The organism is Paenibacillus sp. TAF43_2 (assembly GCF_052113545.1).
In the GTDB taxonomy this organism is placed as follows: domain Bacteria; phylum Bacillota; class Bacilli; order Paenibacillales; family Paenibacillaceae; genus Pristimantibacillus.
Genome location: NZ_JBFRDK010000148.1, coordinates 1 through 15772 on the forward strand (window position 1 = coordinate 1; position 15772 = coordinate 15772).

The 15772-nt window shown below is 41.3% G+C and carries 19 protein-coding genes; 6 read left to right on the forward strand and 13 right to left on the reverse strand.

What is annotated here, in order from left to right; genetic code table 11:
• From AB4Z17_RS24805 to AB4Z17_RS24835, 7 genes are all read right to left on the reverse strand, one after another.
• Positions 1-820 (reverse strand): transporter (locus AB4Z17_RS24805; protein WP_441962717.1); only part of this gene is annotated, 820 nt, incomplete at its 3' end.
• A gap of 221 nt (positions 821-1041) precedes the next feature.
• Positions 1042-1296 (reverse strand): hypothetical protein, encoded by a 255-nt coding sequence (locus AB4Z17_RS24810; RefSeq protein WP_441962719.1) that lies wholly within the window; start codon positions 1294-1296, stop codon positions 1042-1044.
• A complete protein-coding gene (locus AB4Z17_RS24815) occupies positions 1293-1982 on the reverse strand; it encodes a metal-dependent hydrolase (protein ID WP_441962720.1) in 690 nt (229 codons plus the stop codon). The genes AB4Z17_RS24810 and AB4Z17_RS24815 overlap by 4 nt, the downstream gene beginning before the upstream one ends.
• Before the next feature lie 63 nt (positions 1983-2045).
• The gene (locus tag AB4Z17_RS24820; RefSeq protein WP_441909908.1) at positions 2046-2663 is read right to left on the reverse strand and encodes a cyclase family protein; all 618 of its coding nucleotides are present in this window, start codon (positions 2661-2663) and stop codon (positions 2046-2048) included.
• A 190-nt stretch (positions 2664-2853) separates the two neighbouring features.
• Positions 2854-3120, reverse strand: coding sequence for a hypothetical protein (locus AB4Z17_RS24825; RefSeq protein WP_441882046.1), 267 nt, complete (start codon positions 3118-3120; stop codon positions 2854-2856).
• Positions 3121-3300: 180 nt separating this feature from the next.
• On the reverse strand, positions 3301-4020 hold the full coding sequence (locus AB4Z17_RS24830; RefSeq protein ID WP_441962722.1) for a hypothetical protein: 720 nt from the start codon (positions 4018-4020) through the stop codon (positions 3301-3303).
• Between the two features lie 156 nt (positions 4021-4176).
• Entirely contained in the window at positions 4177-4725 is a 549-nt protein-coding gene (locus tag AB4Z17_RS24835) for a GNAT family N-acetyltransferase (RefSeq protein WP_441962724.1), read from the reverse strand.
• Positions 4726-4906: 181 nt separating this feature from the next.
• Here AB4Z17_RS24835 and AB4Z17_RS24840 point away from each other — a divergent pair, with 181 nt between their 5' ends.
• From AB4Z17_RS24840 to AB4Z17_RS24855, 4 genes are read left to right on the forward strand one after another with little or no spacing between them, the layout of a single operon-like run.
• A complete protein-coding gene (locus tag AB4Z17_RS24840; protein ID WP_441962726.1) occupies positions 4907-5122 on the forward strand; it encodes a small, acid-soluble spore protein, alpha/beta type in 216 nt (71 codons plus the stop codon).
• Positions 5123-5179: 57 nt separating this feature from the next.
• The gene (locus tag AB4Z17_RS24845) at positions 5180-6526 is read left to right on the forward strand and encodes a spore germination protein (RefSeq protein WP_441962728.1); all 1347 of its coding nucleotides are present in this window, start codon (positions 5180-5182) and stop codon (positions 6524-6526) included.
• A complete protein-coding gene (locus AB4Z17_RS24850) occupies positions 6519-7589 on the forward strand; it encodes a GerAB/ArcD/ProY family transporter (protein WP_441962730.1) in 1071 nt (356 codons plus the stop codon). The genes AB4Z17_RS24845 and AB4Z17_RS24850 overlap by 8 nt, the downstream gene beginning before the upstream one ends.
• A complete protein-coding gene (locus tag AB4Z17_RS24855) occupies positions 7586-8638 on the forward strand; it encodes a Ger(x)C family spore germination protein (RefSeq protein ID WP_441962732.1) in 1053 nt (350 codons plus the stop codon). The genes AB4Z17_RS24850 and AB4Z17_RS24855 overlap by 4 nt, the downstream gene beginning before the upstream one ends.
• Positions 8639-8649: 11 nt before the next feature.
• Here the strand turns inward: AB4Z17_RS24855 and AB4Z17_RS24860 are convergent, their stop codons facing one another.
• Both AB4Z17_RS24860 and AB4Z17_RS24865 read right to left on the reverse strand, forming a co-directional pair.
• On the reverse strand, positions 8650-9168 hold the full coding sequence (locus tag AB4Z17_RS24860; protein WP_441962734.1) for a GyrI-like domain-containing protein: 519 nt from the start codon (positions 9166-9168) through the stop codon (positions 8650-8652).
• 81 nt (positions 9169-9249) lie between these two features.
• The gene (locus AB4Z17_RS24865; RefSeq protein WP_441962736.1) at positions 9250-10119 is read right to left on the reverse strand and encodes a LysR substrate-binding domain-containing protein; all 870 of its coding nucleotides are present in this window, start codon (positions 10117-10119) and stop codon (positions 9250-9252) included.
• Between the two features lie 118 nt (positions 10120-10237).
• Between AB4Z17_RS24865 and AB4Z17_RS24870 the strand changes: the two genes are divergently transcribed.
• Positions 10238-11383, forward strand: a complete 1146-nt coding sequence (locus AB4Z17_RS24870; RefSeq protein WP_441962738.1) for an MFS transporter — start codon at positions 10238-10240, stop codon at positions 11381-11383.
• Between the two features lie 105 nt (positions 11384-11488).
• Positions 11489-11677 carry a hypothetical protein gene (locus AB4Z17_RS24875; protein WP_339208474.1) on the forward strand — a complete coding sequence of 63 codons (189 nt, stop codon included), beginning with the start codon at positions 11489-11491 and terminating at the stop codon, positions 11675-11677.
• A gap of 69 nt (positions 11678-11746) precedes the next feature.
• Here AB4Z17_RS24875 and AB4Z17_RS24880 read toward each other — a convergent pair whose 3' ends face one another.
• The 4 genes from AB4Z17_RS24880 to AB4Z17_RS24895 all read right to left on the reverse strand — a co-directional run.
• Positions 11747-11932, reverse strand: a complete 186-nt coding sequence (locus AB4Z17_RS24880) for a hypothetical protein (protein WP_441909918.1) — start codon at positions 11930-11932, stop codon at positions 11747-11749.
• On the reverse strand, positions 11929-13221 hold the full coding sequence (locus AB4Z17_RS24885; protein WP_441962740.1) for a Ger(x)C family spore germination protein: 1293 nt from the start codon (positions 13219-13221) through the stop codon (positions 11929-11931). Before AB4Z17_RS24885 ends, AB4Z17_RS24880 begins: the two co-directional genes overlap by 4 nt.
• Positions 13218-14306, reverse strand: coding sequence for a GerAB/ArcD/ProY family transporter (locus AB4Z17_RS24890; protein ID WP_441962744.1), 1089 nt, complete (start codon positions 14304-14306; stop codon positions 13218-13220). Before AB4Z17_RS24890 ends, AB4Z17_RS24885 begins: the two co-directional genes overlap by 4 nt.
• A gap of 2 nt (positions 14307-14308) precedes the next feature.
• Positions 14309-15772: spore germination protein (locus tag AB4Z17_RS24895; RefSeq protein ID WP_441962742.1), on the reverse strand; the 1464-nt coding region annotated here is incomplete at its 5' end.

The following is a 15772-nucleotide window of genomic DNA, read 5'->3' on the forward strand; positions in this document are numbered from 1 at the left end:
CATTGATTGTGCCCTGACCGCCAAATAATTCAGCAATGACAGCATGTGGTCCGCCTTTGCTTGGCATTAGACGAATTTCAACATCTTTATTGGCAGGATGATCGTTCGGATCAACATCACCCTTGCGGTAAGTAATATAAGCAACGGATTCACCATCGGGAGACACATGTGGAAACCAATTATTGCTCTCATCAAATGTCATTTGAGTCTGCTCGCTTCCATCAACGTTCATGCGCCATAATTGCATCAAGCCAGTTCTTGTCGAATTGAACCAAATATGTAGGCCGTCCGGCGAATATTCCGGTCCATCATCCAGACCAGGCGTATCGGTCAGCTGTGCTTCGATCCCGCCGTGAGCCGGTATCGTATAAATGTTGTACTGACCATTCCTTTCTGCACAGTAAGCGAGCGAGGCGCCGTCAGGAGACCAGCCGTGCAAATAGCTTGGCGCTAACGGTGTAATTAGGGCAGGCAAACCTTCAGATAGTGAGAATATATAAATTCGTGATTTTCCATCCTCCTGCGTGTGATGGCTTACCGCTAATTGCGTATTGTCAGGTGATAAAACATGATCATTGTTGCAATGATTGGCATACCCCGATTCGATCAGCTTGCTTTCCCCAGTTGCTAGCTCAAAGGTGTATAGCAAACCTCCGCTGTTATAAATAAGATGGTTGCCGTCTTTGGTCCAGTTTGGCGCTTCAATTAAATGATTAAATTCAGCCAAAACTTTGCGTTCGCCAGTTTTCACATCGATCTTTTCAAGCATGCTGACTAATGTGCGCTTTTCATTATTTTTGGATTCTTGTGCAGCTTCCATCTCATATCAACCGCCTTATATAAGTATAATTTCCAAAATCTGCATTCACTTGTATCACGGCATCTCTTTTGTGAACGCGTGTTTATACATACTAAAAAATAAATCCTATTATTTAAATAGGACTTATTTCTATGTTGTTTTGATCATTATGAACACGCGTTAACAGGTACATCATACACAAAACGTGAAATCGCTGTCAATCCTTTTTACTCTCAAACGCCTTATTTCATTACATCATCTTTCACTTGTGTCTTCTTATATTCCAAATAAYGCATAATGGCCACAAGCAAATTCAAAACACCCATTGCCATCATACTGTATATCGGCCATAAGTCTTGGAAAGTAGGCATATGAACGCCGTTGCCAACAGGTCCGGTTTTGGGCTGACTCGCATCCCATAGCGCGTACCAAAGAAAACACACTGACATTACGATTATAAGAACACATGTGACAATGTAAATTACATGCCTAGTCATACCGTCATTTTCTCGCCTGGTTTCAGTACTTTTCCTCTAATCCCTCTTTCTTGCAGCTGCTGCACGAAGCTTTCAGCCTCTTGGCGAATAACAGGAAAAGTATTGTAATGAACAGGCACAACCAGCTTCGCGTTATACCATATTGCCGCTTGCAGCGCATCATCTATCCCCATCGTATAATGATCGCCAATCGGAATAAAAGCGATATCGATTGAATGACGGTCACCAATCATTTTCATATCGCCAAATAAAGCGGTATCGCCTGCATGAAGAACATTTAGTTGTTCCATATTTACAATGTAACCGGCAGGCATGCCGCCGTACAAAATGGTTTTGTCCTCTTCGACAACGATCCCCGAGGAATGGAACGCTTGTACCATTTTAGCTTTGGCAAATCCCAAATCTAACGTTCCGCCAATGTTCATGCCGATCGTTTTTACGCCTTTCCATGATATATAAGCCGCGAGCTCCGGGTTCGCCACAACAGGAGCATCATTGTTTAATGCAATCTGATCCGCATCTAAAATATGGTCCATATGAGCATGAGTGAGGAGGACGGCATCCGTCTTTATCTCCTCCGCTTTCGTAATGGCAAGCGGATTGCCTCTCAGAAAGGGATCGATAATAAGCGATTTGTCCCCCGCGATCAATTGAATACAAGAGTGTCCATGATAAATAATATCCATAAAAACATCATCCTCCTTCGTTTTAGTTGAAAGCTTGAACTGGCTGTATGTCTCATTATATCGTTATTCTTTTACGCGTGCGATCACTCGTGCAATGGATGAGTCCGCTTGAATAAGGAGCGGCAGCGCTATAATTTCAAAAGCTTGAATGCCAATCAGCCGCTTTACATTCGCTAAATTTTCTATAATAAAAATATTGCTGCCAAACAAGCTTTTGTGAATGGAAAAAGGATAGCGATCAGGCGAAGGGGTATCTAAACCGATCATTTTCACCTTTTTTCGAATAAGCAATTCAACAAAATCGGCGGTCAACACCGGATAATCGCTGAAATAATAAGGTTTCCCATAAAAATCGCCGTGCCCAGTATGTAAAATAACGATCTGTCCCTCATGAATACGTGTTTCGTACTCTTCTTTGTAATCGACTACTGCAGCCCCAGTTACATCCAGCAGTACGCCATCTCCAACAAATTGCTCAACTGAGGTTTCTGTCATATATTTCTGAATGTCCAATAAGTGCATAGGGCCGTCGATATGAGTGCCTGCATGCATATTAATCGATAATTGGTGGTTATTGTACCCATCACTTTGAAAATGACTGCTTTGCACCAGAGTCGTCTCTGTGTGCCCCGGAAATACCGGCATCCCGTCATGAATCATATGCGTCAAGTCTATGATCATACTGCCACATCCTCCTGCATGAATTGTCTTTATCTTACATAAAAACTATATCATATCAGTGTTGTTTACGAAAATGGGCTGTAGCGGCAGGATGAGAAAAAATCCAAATTGAACTTGGAGTAGAATTGAATTGATTTAGAACAAGCAACGAGGAGAGTGAAGCATAAGTTTGAGGTTTATTGTTATTTGGTTAAATTGAAGTTTGCAGGTGTGAAGCTTTAATGCCCAGCGATATTTTCATAACCAATTGTTTCAATTGCTTCTGCTGGAGCACGGCTTCCTTAACAAAAAAAGCTTCATCCCGAATCAATGCTGCAAGTGTATCCATCGCTGCTTTGGCTGCAAGGAACTCATCTTCAAGCAAATAATAAGCCGCTTGATAGGCATATGTTTCATGCTGCTTCAGGATGGATGCTTTCCATTGCAGCTCACCATTTCTTATTAATGTTGTATTCACAGCAACTATTCACCCTCCTGAAGTACCTTTTCCACGCGTTGTATGGATAAATTAACTATACACAACACCTCACCATCCACCTAGTACCATGTTTCTGTAGTACTTGACAAACGTGAAGGAAGATTAAAAAAAGGATGGCCCCTTCACATAAGGAGCCATCCGCTTAAAATCTATTATGCATTAAGCCAAAGGCACCCGCTTAGCTAAGCTTTCAAACTTAATCAAATGCGTGTTTACTTGTGATTGAATGCCTTGTAAATATTTAAGTGTCGCTTTGTTCTGTTTGACCAAAGAAGGGTTTTCGTTGAATGCGACAGCGTAATGCTTCATCACTTTACCCTTCATAAATTGAATGGTTGAGAATGTACCATTTTTCCATGCTTCCTTCATCTTCACATTCGTACCGATCACTTGAAGATTCATCGCTGTATCTTTGTAGTTAAAGCTATATGCTGGTTCATCTTTCACATGCAATACGGAATATCCTGCTGTGAATTTGTCATTCGTAAACTGACCGAATTGAATCTTATGTGATTGTACACTGCCATCCGAGCTGATAATCTTCGTATTCAATGAACCATTGCCTGCTTTAAGATCGTTTTTCCAAGCGCCATCGTATGTAATTTCTGTGCCTTCGCTTGTAGATCTGCTCACAAATTTACCAAACCCGCTTCGTTTGCCGTCCACCCAATCACCTGAATACGTTTTTGTTTGGTACCAGGACATTGTTCCCTTTCCATGCGGTTTGCCGTTTTTCAATTGTCCGTAATAAACGACGTTTTTTGAAATTTCAAGATACTCTTTTTTGACAGCGGCTTCTGCGGTGGCTCCTCCACTTGTTCCTGCAATAACAACGACYACCAGAAACAAACTTAGCATAAGTGAACACATTTTTTTCATTGAACATCACTACCCCATTCTTTGTTTGTTTAAATTCATTCTATTAGGCTAATACACACCCTATGCGAATTTGAAACATTTCCCAAATATGAGGTTCTGCTAAGCGGGTCATTTTCTCTTTATATTCTGGAATTAATTGAATTTCTGCATCAATTTCTACTGAATAGAATCCCTATCCTCAGTAATAATCGCATAGATCGCATGGTCTTCCCAAACGCCATTAATTTTCAAATATTTGGTGGAAAGTCCTTCGTATCTAAAGCCAGCTTTCGTAAGCACTCGAACCGAAGGCAAGTTTCTTGGCATGACTCCTGCTTGAATACGATGCAAGCCGATTTGATTAAACGCAAAATTGACACATAATGATACGGCTTCAGTCGCATAACCTTTGCCGTTATGCTCTTGATCAAGGAAGTAACCCAGATACGCATTTTGAAAAGGGCCTCGCGCGATGCCTGATAATTCGATTCTCCCTATAAGCTTATTCGACTCGTTAAGAAACACGCCAAACACAAAACCTTGATCATTAGCCGCAGCTTGCAGGCTTGATTCAATCATTTTTTTCTGTTCTTCGATCGTAAAATAATGCTCTGGCCTTATAGGCTCAAATGGCTGAAAAAAATAAAAATTCCTTCGTCTAATTGCAAGCAGCTCTTCGGTATCCTTTATTTCTAATGGAGACAGATATATTTTCTCACCTTCCACAAACCATCACTCCTAAGCTTTTTATTTGTGTATGAAATGCAATTTTCCGCATCAATGCAATACTCATTATACTCATCTTTATGAGCATTGTAATTTTTTCGAAAAATCAGTTTTTAAACTTGCATACATTTACAATTTACAAACCATAATAACCTTACATCCCATGAAGGAGTGATAAAACATGAGCAGAAGAAGTTCGAATACTTTAGTCGTACCGCAAGCAAGACAAGCCATTTCACAATTGAAAACAGAGGCAGCACAGCAATTAGGTGTACAGTTCTCGCAAGATGGTTACAACGGTAACTTATCGACTCGTGATGCAGGCTCAATCGGTGGATATATTACGAAGAAGCTCGTCCAAATTGCTGAACAACAATTAGGTCAACGCAACTCCTAAACAACAGCCAAAAGGCCCTCCGCTTTGTGGAGGGCCTTAACTACGGGGTGGTAAATCATGAATCAACCATTATCCATGAACTTATATGATCAAGTAAACCAATATTTCGAAGAAAGCTCAGACTTCGTCAAAGAGGAATTTCTCATTCATAACAGAAAAATTCAACTTTGCTATTTTGAATCTCTAGTAAACATTAATGAGTCTAGAAATTCTTTACTTCTGCTCGAGCCCTATTCCAATGAATCGATCGATGTTTTCGATCAGATTTTTTCTACTTTTGGAGGGGCTTATGTGAAATCTCTAGATGAGATTGCACAATCATTATTACGAGGGAGAATTGGCCTCTTTTCTGAAGACGGTTCCACCATTTTAATGCTTAATTTATTGCATCCGCAAATCTCCCGACCGATCAGTCCCCCACTAACTGAAAGTGTACTATTATCATCATTCGATGCGTTTACGGAAGATATCAATACGAATATAAGCTTGTTGCGATCCAAAATAACAGCTAATCATCTAATCCTCAGTACTTATTCAATAGGCTCATTTAATCCACGCCAAATCAGCCTATTTTACATCAAAAACAAATCTCAAAAAAAATTCATAAACCATATCAACTCCCTTTTGGAGAAACATAAAGGCACTGAAATTGAAAGCATTCAAGATTTATCAAAAATGCTAGGACTGCCAAAGTACAGCCTTGTCCCGCCATTCCTTTCAACTGAGCTTCCTTCAGAGTCCGTTCGGCATTTAATGGAAGGCCGCATCATCATTTTTTTGGATCATCATCCCTTTGCAATGGCTATGCCTGGTTTTGTGACCGATCTTTGGAGTATGCAAGGGGATCGCAACTATCCATTCGTTTATATGATTACCATACGTATGGTAAGGATTCTCGGATTGTTCGTAAGCCTTCTCGCACCAGGTCTTTATGTTGCCTTGGTTGCGGTCAATCCAGAGGTTCTTCGTATTCAGCTGGCTTTATCTGTGGCACTAAGCAGAGAAGGTGTACCTTATCCCGCACTCGTCGAAGCTTTGTTCATGCTTGGCATTTTGGAGATGGTTATCGAAGCGAGCATAAGACTTCCAAAGAGTATAGGACCCACCACTACGATGGTAGGGGGAATTATACTTGGCCAAGCCGTTGTTCAGGCAAAATTGGTCAGTAATTTATTAATCATTGTTTTAGCTGCGACAACAATAGCCAATTTCACGTTAGTCAGCTACCAAAATGCGTATTTGATTCGAATCCTAAAATACGTTGTTTTGTTAATCAGCGCGGTTTATGGCCTGCTAGGCACGCTCGTCGGGGTCGTCTGGATATGTTTTTACTTATCAAGTATGACTACTTTCCACTACCCGTATGTGAACTCGAGTATAAAATCTGGAGGTTCTAATGAGTAAATTCGCACCATTAACTACATTTTTTTTAGTTCATCTAGCTACCATTCTTTTAATTTTCCCTGAAAAAACGATCGCTTCTACAAAAAGCGGACATTGGGAGCCTATTTTAATCGGATATTTGTTGGAATTGATCTTAATGTGGCTGTATCTAAAAGGCCTTGCTGGTTTTCCAAAAATGGATCTTGCCGATATTTTTAATGAAATAACAGGAAAATGGGCTGCACGCTTCATTCTTGCCCCGTTGCTCCTGTTCTTCTTTATCGATGTTTGTGTCATTCTCAGGGTTCACTCCGAAATGCTGACCGTGACCTTCCTTCCAGAATATCCCCTATGGTCACTTGCATTGTTGGTACTCGTGCCTCTATATGCGGCATGGAAAGGAATTCAGACTATTATAAGAGCAACTCTCATTCTTTTTATCATTTGTATGCCAGTGACACTCTTTTCGTTTATCACTTCGTTTGGCAATTTTGATTTAAAGAATGGTTATCCGCTGATAGATAAAACCTTTTCTTTCATGGCCAGCACTGACTTTTACTCGAGTTTTATTGCACATTCTGGATTTTTGTTCTTAGGATTTATCCCTCTCTATAAATATCCAATATTTACAAAAAGCAAATCCATTTTTTTAACTTATGTGAGTTTGCTATTTTTTTATATAGCTCTCGTTTATATTCCGCTTTTTATATTCGGCCGCGAAACCTCGTCTCGCTTTCAATTCCCAACCATTATATCCATGGATTCCATTGATATCAGTTGGATTATGTTTGATAGGCTAACTTTATTTTTTATTACCTGTACGCTCATTTCTGTTTTTGTTTACGCTGCTCTTTTACTTTGGATGATGATCCAGTTAATTCAAAAGCTTTATCTCATTTCCTCTGTACCCGTTATCGTGATCATTCTCGCTATTTCAGTCGTTGCGCTTGCAGGGTTTCTTCCCACTTGGAATTCTGTTCAAGTTCTCATCAATATGGATACGTGGTTCCGCTTTTACTGTATTTTCGCGCTACCTTTAGCTATTTTCATTATGGGTTTGGTAAAAAGGAGGAAGCTGGCATGAGATATAAACCTCTTATAGCGTTCATATTGTTATGCTGCAGCTTCGCCGTATTAGGAGGCTGCTGGAATAATAAAGACATTAATAAACGTATGCTGCCTGTCGTTATGGGAATAACGGAAGGCAAAGAAGGCAATGTTCAAGTTTTTTTACGTATTCCGAACCAACAAAACAACTCAACAAGAACGCTGCAAGCAGAAGCCAAATCGATCGACAAGGCGGTTGATATTCTCCGAACCCATGCAGAGGAAAGTATTGATTTATTGCACTTAAAGCTGCTGCTCATAAGTGAAACCACGGCAAGAAAAAGCATTAAAGACGCCATCGAGTTTGTTATCCGTTCAAGAGAAATTTCACCGAAAGCATTAGTCGCTATTGTATCTGGAGATTTCTCACAGTTAATGCACGATAAGAAAAAGGTGAATATCGGTTTATCCGCTTATGATTTTTTTGGCAAGGAGTCTGGTTGGACACCGAATATTTCCATTATTCACATTTGGGAAGCCTACCGCGGAATGTATGTACAAACAGAGGATACTGCAATCCCTCTTATTGCGAAAGGGGTTACTACGCCCTTCATGTCCCTCGGTTCTGCCATAATGAACAGGGATCGTATGGTCGGAAAAATGTCGATTGAAGAGACGCTAATTTACAACCTTTACCAAGGCCAATATTCAGGAGGAACGGTTGAACTCATGAATAATGCAACCGTTATGATCGATAATGCTCGTGTTCACAATGAAGCGATTTGGTCTGGTTCCACTCCAAGTATGAAGAGCCAAATGAAATTAACAGGCGTTATTGAAGAAGAGAAGGGAAACCCTACGAATGCTGAGGTTGAAAAAGAGCTGGAAGCTTTAATGCTTAAAAGATACACTAATCTACTCAGCAGACTTCAAGCTCATAAATCAGATATATTGGGGCTGGGACAATATTACCGCAATAAGATGACGGAGAATCAAAGCGAAAACTGGAAAACAGAATGGTTTCCAAAGTTAAAGCAAGAGTTTACCGTTAATGTGATCATTAGAGACAGCGGTGATATCAAATGAAGCAATAGATTTCATTTGACCAGCTTCTGCCGAACGGGATAGAGCATCGTGAAATCGAAGGTTTTGATGTCGGAATACGGAATGGTCAAAGCGTTGATTGGCCTGAGCGGAACCGTCTCCATGCCGAGTACACCATCACGTTTATCTAGCTCGTAATCCGGTGACTGCTCCAGCCAGGAGAACATCTTCTCGTATACTCCCCACATACTCGTCTCATCGCCATATACGCGAGCTCTAGCACACAGTCCACCGCTAACTTCCAGCGCTTCAACGCCTTCGGGCACGATGCCGAACTCGCTAACTTTAAGACCGACCCAAAGTGTATCCACTTCCTTGTCCCATTGCTGCTGAGGGATGAATACAAACGCTGATTGTACTGAAGTCAGCCGCTCATCGTCCAGCGGCACATGTTCAGTCAGCTTGCTCCAAGCCAGCCTTGTACCACTCTTGTCTGGCGTCATTCCTGTCCGCACTGCCAGCGCCTTAAATGGCGCTACTTCGACCAGCTCTATTACAGTTTCCTCTTTCAAATGATCCTCTCCCCTCAGCCTATCAATCAATAATTACATCTAAATTTTTACATAAAAGTAAACGTAATTGCAACTACTTTCTCAAAAAAACAGTTCCAACCTCTTCATAAAAACTTTAGCCGCACGACTCAAATATCGATCATTGCGATAAAAAATTTCCAACTCTCGCGTCGGTGAATGTTTAATCGGGATCGCACAGATATTCATCGAGTGGAAGCTTTCAATCAATTGGCTTGGTTGTATGGTAGCTCCAATTCCTTCTGTTACGAGCTGAAACAAAGATGTAACAGACCCTGTCTCCATAATGGTGTGAATAGATATTTCTTGCTCTTTGCACCATGTGTCAATTAAATCACGTCCATAAAAACCTTTGGGGAACATTACAAAAGGGATCTCTAATAATTGTTCTGGCAAAATAATATCCTGCGCTGCTAAAAGATGTTCTTTATTTACGTATAGGCTGTACGATTCGGTATAGAAAGGAATGCGAGTTAACCKTGGATCTGACTGAATCGCTAGACCAACACCAATATCAACCTCATTGTTCAGCACTTTATTTGAAATATTAATCGATGGTATCACTTGAACTTTTGTATTCGGCAGTTCCCTGTGGAAATCAACGAGCAAGGAAGTTAATCGATAATCGAGATCCGATGGCAGCACGGCTACTCGCAATTGACCAGCATCCAGATTGGTAAGATCGGATACTGCCTTTTTGGCGTTTTCTAGTTGTTGAACAATGTTCAAAGCATAGCTTTCAAGAAGCTTTCCCGCCTCGGTTTTAACCGTTTTTTTACCAATGCGATCGAATAAAGGAACGCCGAGCTCATCTTCCATCACTCGTATTTGTTGACTTAGCGTCGGTTGTGAAATCCCTAATTTGTATGCCGCTTCAGAGAAATGCAATTCATTGCACAACATAAGAAAGTATTGTAATTGTCTAATCTCCATAGTAACAACCCTTCTTCGATTATAGTTAAATGCTATCATTTCTATAGATTATATAGTATTGAACTATTATAAATACAAAACTATAATGAGTGCAACAACCAAGAAGGGGATGTTTCCTATGCGTTATATGTATCTTATTTTAGTTATATTTCTTGTATCCTTGAATTTAAGACCATCGATTACTTCGGTCGGTCCATTATTTGATATTATTCAATCCCATTTAGGAATGAGCGGGGTCACCGTAAGTTTGATGACGACACTGCCCGTTCTTTGTATGGGGATATTTGCTGTTTTGGCGATAAAGCTGAATTCCCATTTAGGAATAGAAAAGTCATTGCTTGCGGCTATGCTCTTGATCCTGACAGCCACTTCCCTTCGTGTATTCGCAAATAGCAGCCTTTTCTTAATTACGACATCGCTATTCACGGGTATTGGGATTGGAATTGCAGGACCTTTAATCTCAGGCTTTATAAAAAAACACTTTCCAAATAAGCCGGGCATAACAGGCGTATATTCTGTAGCTATGGTCATTGGGGCTGCGATTGCATCCAGCTTCTCTGTGCCTTTATTCCATAAATTAAATGAATCGTGGCAGTACTCTTTAGGCTTCTGGGGGATTCTAGCACTGCCCGCTTCTCTATTGCTTCTCCCGCTTTTAAAGAAAAAAGGAACAAAGAGAACCGTTATTACGATCTCATCTTTGTTTGTCAAAAATAAACGTGTACAGTTGTTTACCTTGTTTTTTGGTTGTATGGCCGCTATTTTTTATTCGATAACTGCTTGGCTCGCTCCCATTGCTCAATCGTTAGGTTTAAGCCATTCGCAATCTGGTCTTATCCTTACATTATTTACTGTTATTCAAATTCCTATTAGCTTCTTCATTCCAATGCTTGTAAGTAAAACTGGCCGCAGAAAAACTTGGCTGCTCGTATGCGGTCTTGCAGAACTGATCGGAATTGTTTTATTGCTTTTGCATTTTTCTCCATGGTTTGCTGCTGTTTTTCTAGGTATTGGTGCTGGCGGTCTGTTTCCACTAGCAATCCTTATTCCAATTCAAGAGGCTAAAAGTGCGGAAGAAGCTACATCATTATCAGCTGTCATGCAATTTGGCGGTTACTTATTAGGATCCATTGGCCCTCTATTTATCGGCTTCACATCCGATCTATTTGATAACTTTGCTCCGGCGCTAGCCGTGCTAATGATCATCATTTTCATTTTGCTTGCTGCTAGTTTAAAGATAGGCGACAAAAAAGAAACAGTTTAATTATAGTCATTTATTATCTTTCAAACCTACCTGAACAGGAATTAAAATACAGATATTGAAACAAATTGTTTTAACCAGTAATTGAACGGAAAGGAGGAATAATCGATGGCAAAATCAAAAAGAGGACGGACTCTTTGGAACCTCCCATCACGCGGCAGAGGCACCTGCCCTACTTGCAATCGTACTAGAATCAAATTGCTTTATCCGCGAGCGACAAAAAACGGCTCATCGATCACGGTATGCAAACGCTGCATAAATGCTGATCAATCACGAGTAGATGCTGTAACTGGATAAAGAAACAGCTTACTTATATTGCGGCAACCATATAAACAAGGCCTCTGCAGTTAGCAAAGGCCTTGTTTTTTATTCCTCTCCAATTATTCTGACTAAAACAGGAACAACTAACGTGACGCCCGCTAATATACTTACACCAATGGCTCCTCTAAAATTTTTCTGCTTCCAAAGCGAGGGAGCAAGGCTTCCCACATATACACAGCCCCAAATGGAGAATAAACCTAAAATAGTAAACAACATAACATGCTTACTCATGAAACCTGATCACCTTCAATCGCGGGCCCCACTTGACCACCATATCGCCGCATGACAAAGGAAATATTAACTTCATACTTCATTTCCTTCAAATGACTGCTCCAATTAAATGCATCCCACTCTTGCACCGATGAAAAAGTGGATACCACTCGATTGTTGATCCGATAACAATCGACATTCCATTGATGAATGGTCTTGTTCAACAATTTAAGCGCGTCCTCATGCAATTGTTTTTGAATGGACTTCTCCAGCTTTTCTCGATTATTCGGCTGGGTGTAATTCACTTTTGTTTGCACGCTGATCAGTTCTCCTTCCAATTTAACATCGAAAACTGCGGTAACTTGATCACCGTTCCTTTTTATTTTCAGCTTTGCTTGCCTATCGGCATTCATTGTCATGCTTAAATTGAGCTTCTTGTCTGAAGGGTCATGGAAATCCCAAGTCGTTTCCTCCAATTCCCCGCGAAGCATATTTAGTAACCGTGTCTCCGATCCATTCAAATAACCAACCAAAGAGCTGCTTTTGTATATGGCGCTGCCGAAAAATTCTACAGGAACATCACCTGCTCGTTTTATTTTCCCTGCATATTGATCACTCACAATAGGCTGTTTGGCATCTGGATTCAGATCCTTCTCATCAGAAGGAAAGTTTTCTTTGCCTTTTTTAACATCAGGCCTAGGAGCTGATAATATAGAAATAGCTCCTGTGCCTTTGCTTTCGACATCCATAATAAATTCATGAAAACGCGCTTGCTTCGGTATAGTGCCGCCTTGATTTTTTGGATCTACTTCAAGCTCAAACCAGAAGCTTACGTCCTGTTCAGTCGTTGGTTGAACAAATTGCAGGTAGTCCTTTGCTTTTCCTTTTGCTGTAATCATATTAACGGTACGCCGAAATTCCCGATTACGAACCGCTTCGCTTAATAGAGGCATAACGCCCTTTCTGGCCAGCCCTTCGCCTATAATGAGCGCTTTAGAGTGAATTAGCGTTAATCTGCGAGCAATAAAGCTTTGGCTAAGAGCGAGTGCAGAAGCCATATTGGAGCCTTCAACGGTATGTACAATGACAACTTTATTTCCCCCTCCGCCTGAGCTTTGACCCATATCACTGAGCTTTGGTACAGCAATGGCAAAACTAAATAAGAAATCATTTTGTGGGCCTTCATCCACACCGATTGCAATCACAAAAGCCATATTTTCCGGGTCCAGCCGATCCCAGCAGCCCGATAAAAAAATCAGGCTCGTTACTGTAACCACTATGGTGTTTACAATCCGAAATGAGCGTCTCACGCTGGTCTCCTCCCTTTACGGATGATGCCTACCAGCCATGTCAGCATAGGCAAACCAATCGAAATGATTGAACCATAGGTTCTAAGAATGTCCCGATCCCAAGCGATGGCCGTCATCTCACTGTCTGGCAGCATGGCAAAGCTGAATATCGTTATCGTCAGCGGAAACACAAGCGGCCGATGTCTTGGCAAGTGAAAAATTTGAGACAACGCTGAAGCTGTACAATATAAGCCCACCGCTAATTTAACGACTGTACTAATTAACCAAACGATGAGAAACAAACTTTCCAAGCGCTGCAGCCACCGTCCATATACAATCAGCTTGCTAATTTCCATTAACGGTACGTTTATTCGCGCAGCTGTTGGATATGGGAAGATAAATAAATAACAAATCGTTGTGCTGAGCAGTAGGACAGACGAAACGATGATACACCACCAAGCCACTTTTCCCCAATCCTTCTGATGTCGCATTCTTGGCAGAAGAAATCCGAGTACAAGCAGCTCGGAGAATAAAGAGCTCTTAATCACACCCATAAATAGTACATGAGAACGACCAGTTCCCCATAAGGGTGATAAAGCTTTGGGCTCCATATGAGTCATTAAACCACCGATTAGCAATAGATAAACGCTTCCTACAATGAGGAATACAGTTATGGAGCTGATTCGGCCAATGGCCTCGATTCCTGTATGTGCGATAAAGGCAATCGGTAATAAAAGCGCAAGTAGAATAGCCATAAGTGGTGTTCTAGGCAAAATTTCAGAGGATATGATTTCTGAAAATTCACGAAGCACGATGAATGTAATCATATAGAAAAAAGTGCAGTACATCAGATTAACTGCACTTCCCAAAATCGGGCCTAATATGTCTTCCGTAGCCGTAATTAATGTACTATTTTCTGGACCGTTGTTTATCACCCCTCTAATCGCCCACCAAGTAAGCGGACAGAACAGCATCGCAATGACAAGAATAATCCAAGCTGCGGAGCCCSCTTCTTCTGCCAAAGACCTTTGGAAAGGCAAAAATATTTTTGTGATGATAAAAATAATGCCGATTGCAGTAGCCTCTCTTAAACCAATGTGATGCATTCTCACTTCTGCGCATCCCCTTGTTTGTTCGTCTCATCGCTTTCTGCCGCTTTACTGCTCGGAATTTTATTCGCATCTTTGGGACGGATCGAAAACGGACGATAAATTTGCTTATCGATTGCTTTTCTCAAAAATGAATCGCTGCTGGGTCTATGAGGAGTAAAAGGAGCTAGTACAGGAACGCCGAACGAATTTTCCGCTGCTCGCGTAGTCCATAGCAATAATGACAGTAAAACAACGCCAACCAAGCCGAGATAAGACGCTGCAAGCAAATAAATGAAACGAAGCATACGTGTGGCGAACTGCATGTTATAGTTCGGAATCGTATAAGAAGCTAGCGCTGTCGTTGCCGTAATAATGACAACGATCGGGCTTACAATATTGGCTTGTACGGCAGCTTGCCCCAGTATCAATGCCCCAACGATACCAATTGTAGGACCGATAACGCTCGGAATCCTGACGCCTGCTTCACGAATGATTTCGAACATCAATTCGAGCATAAATATTTCTGCAGCCAGCGGAATCGGGACAACCTCGCGTGAACCTGCAATAGCTAGCATAAGTGTCGTTGGAATCATTTCTTGATGAAAATTAGCGACTGCCACATAGATACTCGGCAAATAGAGTGCAACAAAAAAACCGATCACGCGAATCGAACGGATAAAACTGCTGTAGGGCCAACGAAGATAAGTATCCTCCACCGTTTGCAGAAAAAGTGGAAAATGAGCTGGGACAATTAGAGAGAAAGGCGAATTGTTGACCATAATACTTACGTAACCATTGGCAAGAYGTGCCGCGGTCCAGTCTGGTCGTTCGGTGCTGAGTATATTGGGGTAAATTGAATTTGAATGTTCCTCAATTAATTGCTCAATCGTGCCGCTATCGCCGATGTAATCATATCGAATGCTTGCGATACGTTTTCTAACCTCGGCTACAAGCTCTTCGTTTGCAATCGATTTAATATATACAATGGCTATTTCAGTCCGTGAGAGCGTACCTACAAAACCAGACTCCACAATGAGGTCAGGCGTCCGCAGTCTTCGTCTAATCATTGATAAATTCGTCTCTAGCTCCTCAGTAAACCCTTCATTTGCTCCGCGTACAACAACCTCTGTTCTAGGGGTATCGATGGCTCTCTTTTCCCACCCTTTAACCACGATGAGTATCGCTTCAGCTACATCATCAAATAAAATGGCAGCGGAGCCTGCCAAAATACTATCAGTAATATGTCCAAGCTCTACTTTTGAGGTGACTTTTCCATCTTTGAACGTATCCGCCATCAGCAAATCGATATCCGGCTCTTCAACATGCTTCATCTCTATATTCATTAAAGGCACCATGACACAGCGGTCCAGATGCTTCCAGTCCACTTGTCCATCCATGAAAAGAACTGCACCTTTCCGCCCATGCTGTCCTACTGTTACTTCACGAACGATTAAGCCTCGGTTGCGGGGATAAGTGAAATG

Coding starts and splice junctions, on each gene's coding strand:
- AB4Z17_RS24815 (WP_441962720.1), bottom strand. CDS start 1,982: ATGGATATTATTTATCATGGACACTCTTGTATTCAATTGATCGCGGGG.
- AB4Z17_RS24820 (WP_441909908.1), bottom strand. CDS start 2,663: ATGATCATAGACTTGACGCATATGATTCATGACGGGATGCCGGTATTT.
- AB4Z17_RS24840 (WP_441962726.1), top strand. CDS start 4,907: ATGAGCAGAAGAAGTTCGAATACTTTAGTCGTACCGCAAGCAAGACAA.
- AB4Z17_RS24845 (WP_441962728.1), top strand. CDS start 5,180: ATGAATCAACCATTATCCATGAACTTATATGATCAAGTAAACCAATAT.
- AB4Z17_RS24850 (WP_441962730.1), top strand. CDS start 6,519: ATGAGTAAATTCGCACCATTAACTACATTTTTTTTAGTTCATCTAGCT.
- AB4Z17_RS24855 (WP_441962732.1), top strand. CDS start 7,586: ATGAGATATAAACCTCTTATAGCGTTCATATTGTTATGCTGCAGCTTC.
- AB4Z17_RS24870 (WP_441962738.1), top strand. CDS start 10,238: ATGCGTTATATGTATCTTATTTTAGTTATATTTCTTGTATCCTTGAAT.
- AB4Z17_RS24875 (WP_339208474.1), top strand. CDS start 11,489: ATGGCAAAATCAAAAAGAGGACGGACTCTTTGGAACCTCCCATCACGC.
- AB4Z17_RS24880 (WP_441909918.1), bottom strand. CDS start 11,932: ATGAGTAAGCATGTTATGTTGTTTACTATTTTAGGTTTATTCTCCATT.